This is a genomic window from Kribbella sp. CA-293567 (genome assembly GCF_027627575.1).
Taxonomy (GTDB): domain Bacteria; phylum Actinomycetota; class Actinomycetes; order Propionibacteriales; family Kribbellaceae; genus Kribbella.
The window spans coordinates 6,465,280-6,481,881 of the sequence record NZ_CP114065.1 but is presented as its reverse complement, the minus strand read 5'-3'; the positions used below and the strand labels follow the sequence as shown (position 1 = coordinate 6,481,881).

Annotated in this window: 15 protein-coding genes; 5 read left to right on the top strand and 10 right to left on the bottom strand. The window is 69.8% G+C overall.

All coding sequences use genetic code 11. The features are described from left to right. Window positions 1-83: 83 nt before the first annotated feature. The 5 genes from OX958_RS29990 to OX958_RS29970 form a co-directional block, all read right to left on the bottom strand. Window positions 84-995, bottom strand: coding sequence for a CAP domain-containing protein (locus OX958_RS29990; protein WP_270133398.1), 912 nt, complete (start codon window positions 993-995; stop codon window positions 84-86). A gap of 226 nt (window positions 996-1,221) precedes the next feature. Beyond that, window positions 1,222-2,208 (bottom strand): CAP domain-containing protein, encoded by a 987-nt coding sequence (locus OX958_RS29985; protein WP_270133396.1) that lies wholly within the window; start codon window positions 2,206-2,208, stop codon window positions 1,222-1,224. Between the two features lie 186 nt (window positions 2,209-2,394). After that, window positions 2,395-3,279: a CAP domain-containing protein gene (locus tag OX958_RS29980; protein WP_270133395.1), complete on the bottom strand. Its 885-nt coding sequence runs from the start codon at window positions 3,277-3,279 to the stop codon at window positions 2,395-2,397. Between the two features lie 149 nt (window positions 3,280-3,428). Continuing rightward, on the bottom strand, window positions 3,429-4,088 hold the full coding sequence (locus OX958_RS29975; RefSeq protein ID WP_270133393.1) for a GNAT family N-acetyltransferase: 660 nt from the start codon (window positions 4,086-4,088) through the stop codon (window positions 3,429-3,431). A 104-nt stretch (window positions 4,089-4,192) separates the two neighbouring features. Next, window positions 4,193-5,317: a GNAT family N-acetyltransferase gene (locus OX958_RS29970; RefSeq protein WP_270133391.1), complete on the bottom strand. Its 1,125-nt coding sequence runs from the start codon at window positions 5,315-5,317 to the stop codon at window positions 4,193-4,195. Between the two features lie 109 nt (window positions 5,318-5,426). Here OX958_RS29970 and OX958_RS29965 point away from each other — a divergent pair, with 109 nt between their 5' ends. Beyond that, on the top strand, window positions 5,427-6,242 hold the full coding sequence (locus OX958_RS29965; RefSeq protein ID WP_270133389.1) for a DeoR/GlpR family DNA-binding transcription regulator: 816 nt from the start codon (window positions 5,427-5,429) through the stop codon (window positions 6,240-6,242). Continuing rightward, window positions 6,239-7,450 (top strand): MFS transporter, encoded by a 1,212-nt coding sequence (locus tag OX958_RS29960; protein WP_270133388.1) that lies wholly within the window; start codon window positions 6,239-6,241, stop codon window positions 7,448-7,450. Before OX958_RS29965 ends, OX958_RS29960 begins: the two co-directional genes overlap by 4 nt. On the opposite strand, the gene galK is transcribed toward OX958_RS29960, so the two are convergent. Next, entirely contained in the window at window positions 7,451-8,581 is a 1,131-nt protein-coding gene (gene galK, locus OX958_RS29955) for a galactokinase (RefSeq protein WP_270133387.1), read from the bottom strand. Continuing rightward, the gene (gene galT / locus OX958_RS29950) at window positions 8,578-9,627 is read right to left on the bottom strand and encodes a galactose-1-phosphate uridylyltransferase (RefSeq protein WP_270133386.1); all 1,050 of its coding nucleotides are present in this window, start codon (window positions 9,625-9,627) and stop codon (window positions 8,578-8,580) included. Before galT ends, galK begins: the two co-directional genes overlap by 4 nt. A 177-nt stretch (window positions 9,628-9,804) precedes the next feature. Here galT and OX958_RS29945 point away from each other — a divergent pair, with 177 nt between their 5' ends. Beyond that, window positions 9,805-11,109 carry a hemolysin family protein gene (locus OX958_RS29945; protein ID WP_270133384.1) on the top strand — a complete coding sequence of 435 codons (1,305 nt, stop codon included), beginning with the start codon at window positions 9,805-9,807 and terminating at the stop codon, window positions 11,107-11,109. A gap of 701 nt (window positions 11,110-11,810) precedes the next feature. Here the strand turns inward: OX958_RS29945 and OX958_RS29940 are convergent. Together OX958_RS29940 and OX958_RS29935 are read right to left on the bottom strand one after the other, a co-directional pair. Next, on the bottom strand, window positions 11,811-13,103 hold the full coding sequence (locus OX958_RS29940) for a serine/threonine-protein kinase (protein WP_270133382.1): 1,293 nt from the start codon (window positions 13,101-13,103) through the stop codon (window positions 11,811-11,813). 38 nt (window positions 13,104-13,141) lie between these two features. Next, window positions 13,142-13,969 (bottom strand): alpha/beta fold hydrolase, encoded by an 828-nt coding sequence (locus OX958_RS29935; RefSeq protein ID WP_270133380.1) that lies wholly within the window; start codon window positions 13,967-13,969, stop codon window positions 13,142-13,144. Window positions 13,970-14,108: 139 nt separating this feature from the next. On the opposite strand from OX958_RS29935, the gene OX958_RS29930 reads away from it, so the two are divergent. Next, complete coding sequence (locus tag OX958_RS29930; RefSeq protein WP_270133379.1) at window positions 14,109-14,486, top strand: YciI family protein; 378 nt, start codon at window positions 14,109-14,111, stop codon at window positions 14,484-14,486. Between the two features lie 56 nt (window positions 14,487-14,542). On the opposite strand, the gene OX958_RS29925 is transcribed toward OX958_RS29930, so the two are convergent. After that, window positions 14,543-15,541: an N-acetylglucosamine kinase gene (locus OX958_RS29925; RefSeq protein ID WP_270133377.1), complete on the bottom strand. Its 999-nt coding sequence runs from the start codon at window positions 15,539-15,541 to the stop codon at window positions 14,543-14,545. A gap of 248 nt (window positions 15,542-15,789) precedes the next feature. Here OX958_RS29925 and OX958_RS29920 point away from each other — a divergent pair, with 248 nt between their 5' ends. After that, a complete protein-coding gene (locus tag OX958_RS29920; RefSeq protein WP_270133375.1) occupies window positions 15,790-16,590 on the top strand; it encodes an SIS domain-containing protein in 801 nt (266 codons plus the stop codon). The last annotated feature ends 12 nt before the right edge of the window (window positions 16,591-16,602 follow it).

Sequence of the window (16,602 nt, the reverse complement as noted above, 5' to 3'; positions counted from 1 at the left end):
AAGCACCTTCGTCCATCGTCCCACTCCGGCGGTCACCACGGCGGCCGGCGATCCGCGAGCCGTCGTCGTGGGTCACCGCGCGACTACTTGAAGTCAACCACCCAGGCGTACCGCCAGGCGGTGCTGAGACAGACCAGCACCTGCGTCGTGCAGTACTCCGCCCTGGCCTGGCCGACGCCGAGCTGGTCCAGTCCGCAGTTGAGAACCGTCCTCGAGTTCGAGCTCATCAGCCGGTCGAAAGCAGTCTTCGCGGTCATGTTCCGGCCGCCCGTGGACGCGCCCGACGAACCACCGGAGGACAGGTCGCCGGTCCTCGCCCGGTCGGCGGCTTCGCCCCGGGCCCCGCCGGTGAGACCGCTGTCCCGTCTCAACGGCGCGCAGCCACGCTCGGTCCGCGCGTTGTCGACCAGCGTGAACAACTCCACCTCGGCACCCGACATGCTGCCGTCGTCGGTGGGTGGCGGCGGGGTCGTCGTGGTCGTGGTCGGCGAACTGGAGGGGGTGCTGCTCGGCGAGTGGGTCGGGTCCGGGGTCTGGGAGGCCGGGTCCTGCGGGGTCGAGGTGGTGCCCGGGCTGCCGGACGGGCCGGCGGTCGGCTCGTTCGTGGGCCCGGCGGTCGGCGCCGTGGTGGGACCGCTCGTGGGCGTTGCCGACGGGGCCGAGCCCGGGACGCTCGGGGAGCCGGTCGGGGTCGGCGTCGCGCTCGGCTTCGGCGTACCGGTGGGTGATGCGGTGGTGGGCGTGCTGCCCGGTGCCGACGGGACTGCCGCGATCGGGGTGGTGGACGCCTCGAGATAGGTGTCGTCGTCGCGGGTGACGTAGGGCACCGAGGCCTCGGCCTGGCCGGTCTGTGGCTGGTGGAGCAGGATCCAGGAGATCGGCGTGATCACCAGCAGGACGGAACCGATCGCGACCACGGTGCGCCGGACGCGGGACCGCGGCCGGGCCGATCGGGTACTGCGCCGCCGCCGGCCGGCGGCTGATCGCGTTGACATGTCAGTGCGTGTTCCCTTCACGGTTCAAGACGTGCCTCGTTCGTCTCACCGCGGCGCCGTGGGGTGCGCCCGATGGCATGGCACAACGGATCTACCCGTCGTGTTCGGCGGCCAACCGGACAGGCGTTGTCGGTTCGCCACAGTGCCTGTGGCGAACTCGGTGGACAACGGACAACGCCTTACCGGTGTGGGTCCTGCGGTCAAGCCGGCTGCTGCGGTACGGCGGTCAGTCGCGACCGAAGTTCTGCACCCAGCTGCCAGGTCCCCATTCGGGTTTGACCTGGCCCGGGTCGAACCCGATGCCGATCTTGGTGAACCTGCAGTTCAGGATGTTCTTGCGGTGCCCGTCACTGTTCATCCAGGCGTTGAAGACCTTTTGCGGGCTGCTGTAGCCGGCCGCGATGTTCTCGCCCCAGCCACTGCCGCGCCAGCCCGCCTTGGCCATCCGGTCGCCCGCGCTCTCGCCGTCCGGATTGGTGTGGTCCAGGTAGTGCCGGCGAACCATGTCGGAGGCGTGCGAGCCGGCGGCCTCGACCAGGCTGTCGTTCAGTTGCAGCGGGCGGCAGCCCTGGCTGCGGCGCGCCTGGTTGGTGAGGTCGAGCACGTCGCGCTCCTGCGCGTTGGTGCCGCCACCACCCGGAGGCGGCGGCGGAGGGTCGTCCGGCGTCGGCTCGGTGGTCGGGGTCTTGGTCGGCGTCTTCGTCGGAGCGGTCGGGGTGGTCGGCTTCGACGCGGTCGGCTTGTGGACCGGCCGGCCGTGACCGTTGACGGTCCGCGGCGGGCCGCTCGGCGTGATAGTGACCGTCTCGACCCCACCGGCCGGGCCGGTGGTGAGCACTGCCGACGGTGCGCCGGGCGCGGTCGGCGTACGGGCGGCGGCGGAGGTCGACTCGGCCGACCCCAGGGCCGGCGTACCGGTCGGGGTGATGGTGGTGGTCAGGCCGTTCGGCAGGGTCTTGGTGACAGTGACCTTGGGCTTGCCGGGACCGGTGCTGGCGCCTTCGACGGCGGCCGGGCCGGAGTTGTCCTCGGCAACGTTCAGGACCTTCGTGTCGTCCTGCGCAACGGCGGAACCGTCCCGGGCCGAGATCACCCAGACCACAGGTCCGATGGCGAGCAGCACGGACAGGGCGCTGACGATCGGGCCGATCAGGCCTCTGCGTCGGGGTGCTTTCCTGCTGCGGTGCCGCCCAGGGGTAGGCGAGTCCGTCATGGGTGGGCGAGTCCTCTTCAGTTCGTCGTACTACCGGAAGTCCGTCGTTCTCCGTGCGTGTTCGTTGCCAGGCCCCCCTGGTGACCGAACAGTGACCTTAACCGACCCCTGCGGCCACCGTTACGGTTCAAACAAACGTCTTAACGAATCCCTTAGATTCGCTCCGGCACCCGGCCGGAGCCAGGCTCAGCCGCCGAAGTTCTGGACCCACGAGCCGTTGCCCCAGTCGGGCTTGACCTGGCCGGCGTCGTAGCCGATGCCGATCATCGTGTAGTCGCAGTTCAGGATGTTCTTGCGGTGGCCCTCGCTCTTCATCCAGCCGTCCACCACGGCGGCCGCGCTCTTGTAGCCGACGGCGATGTTCTCGGCCATCGCGCCACCCTTGAACCCGGCGGCCTTCATCCGGGCGAACGGCGAGCGGCCGTCCAGGCTGGTGTGGTCGAAGTAGTGCCGGACCACCATGTCGGTCGCGTGCAGGTCGGCGGCCTTGGTCAGCGCGCTGTTGGTCCGCAGCGCGCCACAACCGTTCTTGGCGCGCTCGTTGTTCGTCAGCTGCAGCACCTGCGCCTCGGCGCCACCGGTCGGTGCCGGCGGCTTGGTCGACGGCGGCTCGGAGCTCGGCCGCGGCGTCGAAGTACTGCTCGGCTTGGGGGACGGCTTCGTCGACGGCTTGGGGGAGCGGGTGCCCTCGCGGCTCGGCTGGCTGGTCTTCGACCGCGTCGGCGTCGGCGTGGCCTTCGGCGTCTTCGAAGGCGTCGCGGAGGGAGTGGCCGTCGGCGTCGGGGTCGGCTTCGGGGTAGGTGTCGGCGTTGCCGCCGGGCTGCTGACGTCGTCCGACGGCGTCACCATGGACTCGTCGGTGGTGGTGCTGCTCCGGACCGTCAGCGGCTGGTCCTGGCTGGTCGTCTTCGTGTCGTCGTGCGTCAGGTACCAGCCCGTTCCGGCCAGCAGTCCGAGCACGGTCAGGGCACCGAGGATCGGGCCTGCCACTCCACGCTGCTGCTTACGGCGTCCGTGCGAGCGCGGCGGCTGCTGCTCAGCGTGGAAGGGATCGTTCGGTGCGTCGTTCATGGAGCTGAAAAGCCTCTCGTCGTCCTGCGTCGATCCCCGTGATCCCCAGGTCGTTGCGGCACGGACGCTAGCGGATCCGATCGCCGACCACGACCCCTTGGGGCATACCTCACCCCCGCATTGACGAACCTTTTACGACCGGGCCCGGGTCAGGATCGAGCGATGACGATGTCGGCGACGACCTTCCAGCCGAGGCTGCGGTAGAGCCGCAGGCCGTCGATCGAGGCGATCAGGATGCCGCGCTTGGCTCCCTGGGCGGCAGCCGTCTCCACCAGCGAGGCCATCACGGCACTACCCAGACCACGGCGCCGGTGCGCCGGATCGGTCTCGATCCGGTCGGCGACGGCGTCCTGCCCGACCACGGCCATCCGGCCGCTCGAGACCACTCCGCCGTGCAGCGTGGCGCGGGTGATGATCAGGTCGTCCTCGAGCTCGGTGTGCAGCGCGTAGCGCTCGTTCAGCTTGAGCGCGGGCTGCTCGGACAGCTGGATCGTCATCAGCCAGTCCTGGTCGCGCTGCACCTCCAGCCCGAGATCCTCCAGCTGCTCGATCCGCGCCTCCCGGTCGTCGGTGGCGAGCGTGACCCAGCCGGCGCCGCGCTCGCTCCCCGCCGCGATGGCCAGCTCGGCCGCGCGCTCGACGCGCTCGGGTTTGTCGTCGGCGTCCAGGACGACGTACTCCATCGCGCGGTTCCCCTCACCCGCGCGGACGGTCAGGATCCCGTCGTTGTCATCCTCGACTGTGGTCCAGCCCCGCGATACAGACCACCCGGCCTGCCAGCGGCGGACGAGTTCCTCACGATCTCTCACCAGTCGATTCAATCAGTCAGAAGCTCTCCCGGCGAGGGGAAGATGTGTCGGCTGTCACCAACTGGTCGCGAAAACCCGGATTCTTCCCCTTCGGGAACGACTTTTCACGGTCGTGGGTCGGTGCCCAGCAGGTCGAAGCAGTGCAGGTCGCGGAACACGCCGTCGCGTCCCGGCGAGGCCGCGCGCTCGCGGCCGGTGCGGGTGAAGCCGTTGACCTCGGCAACGCGCTGGGACGCGGTGTTGCCCTCGGCAGCGAACAGCACCAGCCGGCGGCGGCCGAGGCCACCGTCGGCGATCGGGGTGAAGGCGTGGCCGATCGCGCCGCGCACCGCGCCGGACATCACGCCCCGGCCGCGAGCGTCGGGGTGGGCCCAGTAGCCGATCTCGCCCATCGTCGAGTCGATCCGGTTCTGCAGATCGAAGACACTGACACAGCCGAGCAGCTCGTCGGTCTCCGGATCGGCGATCGCCCAGGAGACACCCTCGCCGCCGGCCGAGTTCGCCGGCCGGCTCTCGATGAAACCTTCGGCGTCGGACAGCTGGTACGGCTGCGGCAGTCCGGCCAGCCACTCCTGAGTCCGTACGTCGTCGCAGGCCTCGGCGATCCGCTTCGCGTCAGTACTGCGAAACGGCCGCAGCCGGAGCCGATCGGTCTCGATCACCGGCACCTGCCACCAGTTGCCCTGGGCCTCCGGCTCGTCGTCCCGAGCGATCGACGCGACCCACTCGTCCTGGCGGACACCGCGCTGCAGGCCACCGGCTGGAATCGTGACCAGGTTCCGGAAGCCGCACTTCCACGCCACCCGGCGCGAGCCCCAGTTGCCGACGTACGCACGCCAGACCACCCGGTCCCAGCCCTGCTCGAACGCGTGCCGCACGGCCAGCCGCAACGCCCCGGTCATCACGCCGTTGCCCCGGGCCCAGGGCGCCACCGCGAAACCGACCTCGCCGAGGTTGCCGTCCTGGGGACGCAGGTCGATGGTGCCCGCGTAGCGGCCGTCGTACTCGATCGCCCAGGCCCACGACTTGCCGTCGCGCCAGGCGGCCGGGATGAACTCGGTCAGGTACTGCTCGGCGTGCTGCCGCTCGTAGGGCACCGGGATCGTGGTCCAGCGCTGCATCTCGGCGTCCTGGCAGGCGTCGTACGCCGCCTCGATGTCCGAGACCGTGTGAGCACGCAGGGTGACGGCGTCGGCGGTCAGCGTCGGGACGTCCTCGGGGAAGCGCATGGTTCAGCCTGACAAGCGGTGACCGTGGCGGCAATCCTATTTCGGTCCCGCGGCACCTAAACCAGCACATTCCGCCTGCGATCGGGGGTCCAGACCTTAGGCTGTCGCTGTGAACGTCACCGGAGCAGCCGAACCGTCCCGCGGCCGGGGCGGCCAGCTCGCCGCCCAGCGGCAGGCCACGATCGTTGCCGAGGTCAACAGCCGCGGCGCGATCACGGTGGCCGAACTGGTCGAGCGCTTCGGCGTCTCCGACATGACGATCCGGCGCGACCTGGACGCCCTCGACTCCAGCGGCCTGCTGCACAAGGTGCACGGCGGCGCCACGTCGGTCGGCCTGCGCAGCGCGCACGAGCCGGGCTTCGACGCCAAGCTGACCCAGGAGTCCGCGGCCAAGCAGTCGATCGCGATCGAGGCGGCCGGCCGGGTGCGGCCGGACAGCGCGATCGGGATCGGCGCCGGTACGACGACGTACGCGCTGGCCCGGCAGTTGCTGCGGGTGGAGAACCTCACCGTCGTCACCAACTCGGCCCGGATCGCCGACGTCTTCCACGGCAACGGCCGCTCCGACCGCACTGTCGTGCTGATCGGCGGCATCCGGACCCCGTCCGACGCCCTGGTCGGGCCGATCGCCACCGCCGCCCTGCAGTCGCTGCATCTGGACCTGCTGTTCCTCGGCGCCCACGGCGTCGACGCGCACCACGGGCTGAGCACCCCGAACCTGATGGAGGCGGAGACGAACCGCTCCTTCATCGCCGCCAGCCGCGAGGTGATCCTGGTCGCCGACCACACCAAGTGGGGCACGGTCGGCCTGAGCACCTTCGCCACCTGGTCGGACGTCCAGGTGGTGGTGACCGACGCCGGACTGCCGCAGCCGGCCAGAAAAGCCATGCGCGAGACAGGCAGTGAACTCATAATCGCTTCGTGACCCGGACCGGTACGGCGCCCCTGGGACGACCGTTCTGGGTCGTCTGGTGTGCCGGAGCGGTCTCGTTCATCGGCGACGGCATCACCTTCGGGGCACTGCCGCTGCTGGCGGCGTCCTTCACCCGGGACCCGCGGATCGTCTCGCTCAGCGAGGCGGTGGCCGGCGCGGGCTGGCTGCTGCTGGGCCTGGTCTCCGGGGTGATGGTCGACCGCTGGCGGCGTACGTCGACGATGTGGATCGTCGACGCGCTCCGCGCCGTGCTGGCCGGCATCCTCGCCGCCTTGATCATCGCCGACGTCGCGAACATCCCGATCCTGCTGATCGCCGGCTTCGCCCTCGGACTGCTGGCGCCGTTCTTCGACAACGCCGCCTCCGTGATCGTGCCGGACCTGGTCGCCGGCGAGGCCCTGGAACGCGCCAACGGCTACCAGCAGGTCTCGTTGCTGCTGCTCGCCAGCCTGATCGGCCCGCCTGTCGGCGCCGCGCTCTTCGTCATCGACCGCGGCCTCCCGATCGTCGTCGACGCCGTCTCCTTCGCCGTCGCCGCGATCCTGGTCTGGTCGATCAGGCACGCCACCCCACCCCAGCAGCCGGCCGCCGACCGTCACCTGGGCCGCGAGCTCAAAGAGGGCCTGACCTACCTGTGGCAGCACAAACTGCTGCGCTCGCTCTGCCTGCTCCTGCTGGTCCTGAACGCGGTCGGCACCGGCATCATCGCCATCCTCGTGCTCTACGTCCTGGAGGTGCTGGACCTGCCGGAGGCCGGTTTCGGCTGGCTGGTCGCGACGTACGCCGTCGGTGGCATAGCGGGCGGCCTGCTGGCCCCACGCTGGTCCAAGCGCACGCCGATGGTGGTCAGCGTGATCGGCTCGTCGCTCGTCTCGGGCCTGATGATCATCGTCTTCGGCTTCGCCACCAACCTCGTCGTGGTGGCGATCGCCGTGATCGTCCTCGGCCTGGCCGGTACGTGGTGGAACGTCGTGACGATCACCCTGCGCCAACGCCTCGTCCCGCCCGCACTCCTGGGCCGAGTCACCTCGGTCTACCGCATGGTCGGCTTCTGCGCCGCCCCACTGGGTGCGGTAGGTGCCGGCCTCCTGGCCCACAGCACCACCCTGACGTTCCCCTACATAGCCATGGGCGTCCTGCAGCTGATCGCCACCCTCTGTTTCGCCCCCACCATCCGCAGAGAACTGGCGACCTGCTGACTACGAGACGCGGGAGGCGCCTGCTGAGGGGGTGGCGTCCAGGGAGGTCGGCTTGGTGAAGCCCTCTTTCGAGAAGGCCTTTTCGATGGCAGCCAGCACCTCGTTGGTCGCCGAAGCCTCGACCAGGGCGACGATGCAGCCGCCGAAGCCGCCGCCTGTCATCCGGGCGCCGAGGGCACCGGCGGCCAGCGCCGTGTCCACGGCCACGTCCAGTTCGGGAACGGTGATCTCGAAGTCGTCGCGCAGCGAGGCGTGCGAGGCGGTGAAGAGCGGGCCGACGTCGCGCAAGCGGCCAGCGCGCAGGAGGGCGATCGTGTCCTCTACCCGGCGGATCTCGGTCACCACGTGCCGGACGCGGCGGCGCGCGACGTCGTCGGACAGCCGGCCCAAAGCATCGTCCAGGTCCTCGGGGGCGATCGACCGCAGCGCCGGTACGCCGAGTTCGGCCGCGGCTTGCTCGCAGGACTTCCGGCGGGCGGCGTACTCGCCGTCCACGTGCCGGTGCGGTGCCTTCACGTCGATCACCAGCAAGGCGAGGTCGTCGGCCGCGGGGTCGAAGGGGATCTGGTCGGTCGACATCGCGCGGATGTCGAAGTACAGGGCGTGGCCGGCCGTGCAGCACATCGACGCCATCTGGTCCATCAGACCGACCGGCGCCCCGACGTACTGGTTCTCGGCGCGCTGAGCGAGCCGGGCGACCTCGGCCGGATCGACGTCGAGGTCACGCAGGCCGAGCAGGGCGACGGCGGTCGCGCAGAGCAGGGCGGCGGACGACGACAACCCGGCGCCGGACGGCAGGTCGGACTCGACGAGCAGGTTCGCCCCGCCGATCTCGTAGCCGTCCTTCAGCAGCACCCAGGCCGCGCCGGCCGGGTAGGCGGCCCAGTCCGCCACCGAGCCGGGAGCCAGCGAGTCCAGCTCGAAGGTGATGATCCCGTCCTGGCCGGAGGACGCCACCGCGACCACCCCGTCGGTCCGGGCCGAGGCGGTGACCGTGATCTGGTTCGGCAGCGCGATCGGCAGCACCAGACCGTCGTTGTAGTCGGTGTGCTCGCCGATCAGGTTGACCCGGCCGGGCGCGCGCCACACCCCGTCGGCCGGAACGCCGAAGACCTCCACGAACTTGCTCATGAGCCAACCTTCCGCAGCATCTCGGCGACATCCTCGGGCAGGGTGTCGGAGATGAAGGCACCCATCCCGGACTCCGAGCCGGCCAGGTACTTGATCTTGTCCTGGGCCCGCCGGATCGACAACAGCTCCAGGTGCAGGTAGCCCAGCTCGCGATCGACCCGGACCGGCGCCGGGTGCCAGGCGGCGATGTAGGGCAGGTCCTCGCCGTACAGACCGTCGAAACGGCCCAGTACGTCGAGGTACAGCTGGGCGAAGTCGTCCCGCTCCTCCGTGGTCAGGTCGGAGATGCCGGCCACCTGGCGGTGCGGGTAGAGGTGTACCTCGACCGGCCAGCGCGCGGCCTGCGGCACGAACGCGGTCCAGTTCGCGTTCTCCGCGACCACCCGGCGGCCGTCCTTGCGCTCGGCGGCCAGGACGTCGGCAAAGAGGTTGCTTCCGGCAACTTCCTGGTACTCCCGGGCGCGCGCCATCAGGGTCTGGATCCGCGGCGGCAGGAACGGGTAGCCGTAGATCTGGCCGTGCGGGTGGCTCAGCGTGACGCCGATCTCGCGGCCGCGGTTCTCGAAGGCGAAGACGTACTCGATGTCGGGCCGGGAGCTCAGCTCCGCGGTCCGGTCGGCCCAGGCCTCGACCACCAGCCGGGCCTGGCCCTGGGACAACTGGGTGAAGGACTTGGTGTGGTCGCTGGTGAAGCAGACCACCTCGCACCGGCCCGGGCCGGAGAACGACGGGAACCGGTTCTCGAAGACGGCCACGTTGTAGTCGTGGTCCGGGATCTCGGTGGCGTTGCCCGGCCGGCTGGCATCCAGCGGGCACTGGTCGGCCGGCGGCAGGTAGGTCCGGGTGTTGCGGTGGGTGGCGAAGGTGATCGTGTCACCGGTCAGCGGATCGGTCCGGAACTCGGCCAGCGGCTTCGGCGCCGGCAGGCCCCGGGTGTCCTCGAGCGGGACCCGGACCGGCGCGTCGGCCGGGTCGTAGTAGATCAGTTGCCGGCCGTCGGACAAGGTGGTGTCCGTCCGGCGCGCACCGCGTGCAGTGGTGTTCATGGTCCGACCTTCCGCTCCAGGGCCGAGAATCGACACTCTCATTCATCAACCATCGTAAACCAACAATTTCAAACATGCATCGATGGACCCGCCACCGGTACTCTTGATCGATGGACGTCGCCCTAAGGTCGCGTCCTCTCCTGTCTACGCGGAGAGGGCGCTAGGAACCCCCAGCTCATGAACGAAACCCTGCTCAACATCGTCCTGATCTTCGTCTTCGTGCTGATCGGTGGTGTCTTCGCCGCCGCCGAGATGGCGCTGGTCTCCCTGCGGGACAGCCAGCTCAAGTCGATCTCCCAGCGCGGCCGGCGCGGCGAGATCGTCGCCAAGGTGGCCGCCAACCCGAACCGCTTCCTGTCCGCCGTGCAGATCGGCGTGACGCTGATGGGCTTCCTGTCCGCCGCCTTCGGTGGCGCGACGCTGGCCGACAGCCTGTCACCGCACCTGCAGGATCTCGGCCTGCCCGAGTCGGTGGCGAACACCGTCGCGCTGGTGCTGATCACCGTGGCCATCTCCTACGTCTCGATCGTGCTCGGCGAGCTCGCGGCCAAGCGGCTGGCGCTGCAGCGGGCCGAGACGTTCGCACTCGGTCTGGCGCCGCTGGTCGACCGGATCGCTTCCGGTGCCCGGCCGGTGATCTGGCTGTTGTCCCGCTCGACCGACCTGGTGGTCCGCGCGCTCGGCGGTGACCCGAACGCGAACCGCGAGGTGATGTCGGACGAGGAGCTGCGCGAGATCGTCTCCGCGCACGAGTCGCTCGGCGAGGAGGAGCGCCGGATCGTCGACGACGTCTTCGAGGCCGGCAGCCGGCAGTTGCGCGAACTGATGCTGCCGCGGACCGAGGTGGACTTCGTCGACGCCGAGATGCCGGCGTACAAAGCGGTGAAGTTCGCCGCCGAGCGACCGCACTCGCGCTACCCGGTGATGAACGGCTCGGCCGACGACATCGTCGGCTTCGTGCACGTCCGCGACCTGTTCGATCCCGCGGTCGCCAGCCGGTCGGTCCGGGTCGGTGACCTCGCCCGCGAGGTGCTGATGCTGCCCGACACCGCGAAGCTGCTGCCGACGCTGACCGAGATGCGCCGGCGCAGCACCCACCTGGCGATCGTGCTCGACGAGTACGGCGGCACCGCCGGCATCGTCACGCTCGAGGACCTGGTCGAGGAGCTGATCGGCGACATCAAGGACGAGTACGACGAGGAGTCCACCGAGACCACCCGGCTGCGCAGCGGTGACGTCGAGGTGGACGGCCTGCTCAACCTGGACGACTTCGCCGACGAGACCGGCGTCGAGCTGCCCGACGGCCCGTACGAGACGGTGGCCGGTTTCGTGGCCGCCCAGCTGGGCCGGGTGCCCTCAGTCGGCGACGAGGGCGCGGTCGACGGCTACAAGCTCACGGTCAAGGAGATGGACGGCCGCCGGGTGGCCCGGGTCCGGGTGCATCGCGTCAGCGGGGACGAAGCCGTCGTCAGCACCGACTAGGACGTCCCCGACGGGGGTCGGGGTCAGGATCTTCAGCCTGCTGAGCACGACCAGGCTGCCGACGAAGTAGGTCAGGCAGGAATACGGCCGGTTCGGCCCGGCGGAGTACTGGAAGGTCTGCCGGCCGAAGGTCAGCATCAGGACGACGGTGCCCGACGACCACGGCAGGACGATCGGGGTGACCCCGACGGCGAGCAGGCAGCCGATGGTGAGGCGGAGCGCCAGCGAGGTGTAGAGGCCGCCGAGCGCTGTTCTGGTGTCCAGGCCGACGAGCTTGCGGTAGATGGTCCAGCGCAGTACGCGGCGGGCCGTCACTGAAGCGGCGCCGTGCTCGCTGCGGTAGATCATCTCCGACCACTGCGGCCAGGCGTGCTCCGCGTCGGCCATCCGCCGGTAGACCGAGCGGTCGAGCTCCCGATGGGCATGGGGCGCGGGCGCCGACCGGACCAGGCCGAGCAGGACGACGATCCAGAGCAGTACCGACGTGATGCCGCCGATCCCGAGTTTGTTGAGCTGCCAGATCCAGAGCACTGCCGTGGCGGCTGTGAGCGCGAGCAGACGCAGAGCGCTGGTGAGATGGACCGCGCTGAGCGCGACCACGAGCCGGCCGAGATCCGGCGGATGCGACCTGCGGCACAGGCTAGGGTCGGCGCGGGCCCGGCGGTGGTGCTTTTCAGCGTGGTCCAACTAGCGGCTGCCGGTCAGCCCTTCTTGCTGTTGCCGTTCCCAGCGTTGCCATTGCCGTTGCCGTTGCCGTTGCCGGTGTTCCCGTTCCCGTTGTTCCCGTTCGTGTTGGCGGGCTTCGGCTTCTTCGTCTTCTCGGTCTTCGTCGGCTTCGCCGAGGGGACGGCCTTCGGTGCCTGGGTCCTGGTGCTCGCGCGGAGCGACCGGTCAGGAGTGGCGGCCCTGGTGGTGCCGAGCACTCCGGTCGACCGGGAAGTTGTTGCCTTTGGCAACACGGTGGCGGGCTTGGTGGGTGCCGGAGCACTGGCTGCGGGCACTGATGGCCGCAGGTCGTTGGTGGCGGGCAGTTTCTCCGAGTTCGCGTCCAGCAGGATGCCCACGGCGCCGGCGGCGGCAAGTGTCAGCCCAGCCGCGGTCGCGGCGAGCACCCTGCGCGACGGGCGACGGCGTACCGGCAGTGGCAGGATCGCGTCGGCACGGGTGAGCGGCGGGGCCGTCGCTCCGGCAGCCACCTGCTCGGCGGTCGGGCGGGCTTCCGGATCCTTGGCCAGCATCCAGAACAGCAACGCCTCGAAGTCCCCGGCGAGCTCAGGTCGCAGCTCGCTCGGCGAGGTCGCCTCGCTCTGAACGTGCTGGTACATCACCGAGGCCGGGTCTTCCGCCGTGAACGGCGGCTCACCCGTCACCAGTTGGTAGAGCACGCAGCCGAGCGCGTACACGTCCGAGGCCGCCTCGGCCGGCTTGCCCAGGGCTCGCTCGGGCGCGAGGTAGTGGCTGGTGCCGACGATCTGGCCGGTCGCGGTCAGCGTCGTGGTGGTGTCCCCGAGAATCCTGACGATGCCGAAGTCGGCCACCTTCACCAGATCGTCCTTGGTGAGCAGCAGATTGGCCGGCTTGATGTCGCGATGAATCAGGCCGTGCCGGTGAGCCGCGGCCAGCCCGGCAGCCGCCTGCCGCACGATCGCCAGTGCCCGCTCGGACGCGAACGGACCCCGGAGCTTGAGTTCGACGCTGACGTTGGTTCCCTCGACCAGTTCCATCGCGAGGAAGTAGCCGTCACCGTGTGGGCCGAAATCGTAGGTCGCGACGACGTGGGGATCAGAGATCATCGCCGCGGCCCTGGCCTCCCGCTGGAACCGCTCCACGGCCGCAACACTTTCCCGTACCGGCAGCAGCAGCTTGATCGCGACGTCACGGCCCAGCAGTTCGTCCGTGGCGCGATAGACAACTCCCATCCCGCCGCGACCGACGGGGTCGCCGAGCCGGTAGCGCTCGGCCAACAGCACGTTGGCAGCTCCAGGGGGCCTCATCTGTAAATCAGTACCCACTCCGAAGCGACCGCAAGCGTTCAGAGCTGAGCACGGAGCCACTCCAGACCCGACTCTGCGTGGGTGACGATGGTGAAGTGACTGTCGGCCGGGAAGCTGCGCAGTACGGCGGTAGGGCAGTGCGCCGCCAGCCAGTCGCCGTGGGAGCTGGGGATGATCCCGTCCTGACCGCCGTGCAGCAGCAGTACCGGCGCGGAGATCGTGGCGGGGTCACAGCCCCACGGCGTGACATAGGAGAGGTCGTCGTCGATCAGGCCGTCGGGCCCGGCGTCGAGTCCGGCACCGGCGACCTTGCCCAGCCAGCCCCAAGGACCGTCGAACGTCGTGAAGTCAGCAGGAGTGAACTCGGGGTCGTACTCGACGCCGGACGCCTGGTGCGCCGCCTTCACCGCGCGCCCGCCCACCGCGGCGCGCAGGGACGCCACCCCTGACGGCACCATCCCGTCGAACCAGTCCAGCCCCGCCACCCCGTACGGCGCGATCGCCGCGAGCGTGACCGCGGCCCGCACCCGGTCGCCCAGGACCGCCGCGCTGCCCAGCGCGTAGGACCCGCCACCCGAGTAGCCCGCCACAGCGAAACGATCGAAGCCCAGCGCATCGGTCACCTGTCCGGCGTCAGCCCCGACCGACCCGATCGTCCGGCCGGGCGCCGCGGTGGAACCGCCGTACCCGGGCCGGTCGAAGGAGAACCACCGCAGGCCGAGCCGCTCGGCCGCCTCGAACAGCGGCTCCGGCGGCGTACCGACGTTGGGGGTGCCGTGGTTCCACAGCACCGGTACGTCGCCCCGGCCGGTGTCGTACACGTGCAGGGTCCGGCCGTCGCTCAGCTGCAGGTCGATCTCGTTCATGGCGCTCACCTTAGGGTCGGTCGACTGGATCAGCCGGTACGTCGGGGCAGGGCGCCGCCGCTCGACATTCCGCGATGTCGAGAACCCGGGTGGACCTCCGACCTGTGCTGCGAGGATCACTCGACCGAAAGGAACCACCATGAAGTACCTGCTGCTCATCCACAGCAATCCGGTGACCTGGGGACATCCGTCCTTCCTGCACACCGAGGAGGGGAAGAAGCTGCCCGCGCCGGCCAGGCAGCTGCTGGCGGAGCAACTGGAGAAGCTGCTGGCCGAGCTCACGGCCAGCGGCGAGCTGGTTGCCGCCGAGCCGCTGGCCGCGCCGCACCGGACGAGGGTGGTCCGGGTCCGCGAAGGAGTCCGCGCCACCACCGACGGCCCGTACTCCGAGGCGAAGGAGCAACTGGCCGGCGTCTTCATCGTCGACGTCGACAGCGCGGAGCGGGCCGAGGAGATCGCCGCCCGGATCCCCGAGGCGCAGTTCTTCGCGGTCGAGCTGCGGCCGATCGCGACCTGACCGGAAACAGTACGGCCCGGTGACGGAGAGCCACCGGGCCGTAGTACCGGGGGTGCCTAACTGACCAGGCGGGCGTGGTTGGAGTGGGTGGCCAGAGCGGGATCGAGGACGCCGAGGGCCAGCCAGGTCGCGCCACCGACCCCGTCACGGGCAGTCAGCACCTCGCCGTCGAAGTGCTCGTGAATGCTTTGCCGCAGCAACCGGCCGACCGGTGACGATTCACCCGCGACACTGCCGGCCAGGACCAACGGGCCGTTGTCCGACGTTGTCCACAGCCGGCTGACGGTTTCAATGAGCAGTTCGGCTGCGCGTTTCACCAGGGCGTGGGCGGTCTTGTCGTTCTGGTCGTAGGCAGCCACCACCGGCCGGGCCAGTTCGGCCAGCAGCACCGGTGGACGTGAGTTCACGGTGCGGATCAGGTCGTCACGGAGCAGATCGTAGCCCTCACGCTCCGCGCCGGCGCTCGGATCGCGGTCCGGCAGGACGGCCTGTACGACCGCCTCGCCGAGGACGCCGAGCGGCTCGCCCAGATCGATCCCGCGCAGCACGCTGCGCATCGCCTCCCGGCCCAGCCAGAAGCCGGAGCCGTCGTCGCCGAGCAGCCAGCCGTGACCGCCCGCGGTCCGGACCAGCTCGTTGTTGCGGACGAGTCCCGTGTTGCTGCCGGTGCCCGCGATCACCACCGTGCCGTCCGGCGCGGGCGTGCCTGAGGCGAACGCGACCTCGAGGTCGCCGATGAACCGCGGTTCGGCCGTCAGTCCGGCGCTGGTCCAGGCGGCGTCGAACTGGGCTTTGACGTCCGGCCGGCCGAGTGCCGAGCCGCCCGCCGTACCGATCACGGCGGCCTGGACGGCGGCCGGATCGAGGCCCTCCAGTGCCGCCCGGACGGCCTGACCGAAGTTCGCCGCGGCGGTGGCCGGGTGACTGGTCGGATTTCCGCCGGCCGCGGCTCCGCGGCCGATGACGTTGCCCTCGTGGTCGGAGATCACGATCCGGGTGGAGGTGCCGCCGAGGTCGCCGCCCAGGACCAGCGTGGCGGCCGGCAACAGGACCACTGAATCCGTTGGTTGCGTGAGTGGGCGTTCGACCGACATAAGCAATGCTCCAAACTGCTCGAAAGAGTCTAGTCGTGAACAACAACAGACAAGGTCACGCAACGGTCCCGATCTGGGAAGAAGAGTGAGATGAGCCTTGACTTTAGCTGTCAGGTGAGAAAAGTTCTGTCCAGCAAACCGCAAACTTGCGCACTTGTCGGCATCAGGTGTGTCGCGGCGATCAATTTAGTCGAGGGGTGGGGCCGCTGATGGCCAGCACGGCAGACGGCAGCGAGCAGGCCGGAAGCAAGAACGACAGTGGTTTGAGCGCGCAGGCCTTTGTTCACGCGCTCACCCCGATCATGGCTGCGGTCACCGCCCAGATCGACGGCCCGATCCAGCAGGCCGCGGACCTGTTCACCGCCTCGCTGCGCGCCGACGGTGTGATCCAGGCCTTCGGGTCCGGTCACTCCGAGGCGCTCGCGATGGAGATCGCCGGCCGCGCCGGCGGCCTGATCGCCACCAACCGGATCGCCCTGCGCGATCTGGTGCTGCTCGGAGGTGAGTCGCCCGAGCTGTTGCGCGGCGGCGAGCTCGAGCGCGACCCGCAGTACTCCCGGAAGCTCTACGAACTGTCGGCCGCCCGCCCCGGCGACCTGTTCGTGATCGCCTCCAACTCCGGCGTGAACGGCTCGATCGTCGAGCTCGCCTCGGTGGTGAAGGAGAAGGGTCACCCCCTGATCGCGATCACCTCCCTGCAGCACACCAGCGGGGTCGACTCGCGGCACCCGTCGGGCAGGAAACTGATCGATTTCGCCGACGTGGTGCTCGACAACCACGCTCCGTACGGCGATTCCGTACTGGATCTCCCCAATGGGGGCAAAGTCTGCGCCGTGTCGTCCATCACTGCGGCGCTGATTGCGCAGATGCTGGTCGCGGAGGTTCTGCGCCGGCTGACCGAGTCCGGTGAGACGCCACCGGTCTACCTGTCCGCGAACATCCCGGGCGGCGACGACCACAACCACGCCCTTGAAGCACAGTACGCCGGCCGGATCCGGCGTACTGCTTGAAACACTCTCGGA

Bases quoted from the DNA above. Each gene is read 5' to 3' on its own strand.
- OX958_RS29990 (WP_270133398.1), bottom strand. From the start codon at position 995: ATGTCAACGCGATCAGCCGCCGGCCGGCGGCGGCGCAGTACCCGATCG.
- OX958_RS29985 (WP_270133396.1), bottom strand. From the start codon at position 2,208: ATGACGGACTCGCCTACCCCTGGGCGGCACCGCAGCAGGAAAGCACCC.
- OX958_RS29980 (WP_270133395.1), bottom strand. From the start codon at position 3,279: ATGAACGACGCACCGAACGATCCCTTCCACGCTGAGCAGCAGCCGCCG.
- OX958_RS29970 (WP_270133391.1), bottom strand. From the start codon at position 5,317: ATGCGCTTCCCCGAGGACGTCCCGACGCTGACCGCCGACGCCGTCACC.
- galK (WP_270133387.1), bottom strand. From the start codon at position 8,581: ATGAGCAAGTTCGTGGAGGTCTTCGGCGTTCCGGCCGACGGGGTGTGG.
- galT (WP_270133386.1), bottom strand. From the start codon at position 9,627: ATGAACACCACTGCACGCGGTGCGCGCCGGACGGACACCACCTTGTCC.
- OX958_RS29945 (WP_270133384.1), top strand. From the start codon at position 9,805: ATGAACGAAACCCTGCTCAACATCGTCCTGATCTTCGTCTTCGTGCTG.
- OX958_RS29940 (WP_270133382.1), bottom strand. From the start codon at position 13,103: ATGAGGCCCCCTGGAGCTGCCAACGTGCTGTTGGCCGAGCGCTACCGG.
- OX958_RS29935 (WP_270133380.1), bottom strand. From the start codon at position 13,969: ATGAACGAGATCGACCTGCAGCTGAGCGACGGCCGGACCCTGCACGTG.
- OX958_RS29930 (WP_270133379.1), top strand. From the start codon at position 14,109: ATGAAGTACCTGCTGCTCATCCACAGCAATCCGGTGACCTGGGGACAT.
- OX958_RS29920 (WP_270133375.1), top strand. From the start codon at position 15,790: ATGGCCAGCACGGCAGACGGCAGCGAGCAGGCCGGAAGCAAGAACGAC.